Raw genomic sequence first — 266 nt, 5'->3', positions numbered from 1 at the left:
CAACTAAAGAAAGCATACTTTTTTCACCCTGAGACAATTGAGTAACTTTTAGTGTCTCGTCGTCTTTATCAATTATCATATCCAAAGGATCTCTTTGAATCGTTAAGTTTGAAAAGCCTGGTAAAAATGTATAAATTGCACCTCTAACATTATCAATAATTCTATTATCAACACTTAGTTTTTTATCTAAATTTTTCTTTCTGATATTTATCGCATTTTGTAGGCTATTAAAAACATGATCTTTACTCTCACTATCAGGGATAGAC

At 29.7% G+C, this 266-nt stretch carries 1 pseudogene; it reads right to left on the bottom strand.

Annotation, left to right across the window (positions count from 1 at the left end):
- Window positions 1–266 (bottom strand): annotated as a pseudogene (locus AAEZ18_RS18975) (hypothetical protein); the annotation flags it as partial.

It is taken from the genome of Pseudoalteromonas sp. 19-MNA-CIBAN-0066 (assembly GCF_040308705.1).
GTDB classification, from domain to species: Bacteria; Pseudomonadota; Gammaproteobacteria; order Enterobacterales; family Alteromonadaceae; genus Pseudoalteromonas; species Pseudoalteromonas nigrifaciens.
The sequence above is the reverse complement of the archived record's forward strand: the minus strand, read 5'-3'. Positions and strand labels throughout refer to the sequence as shown.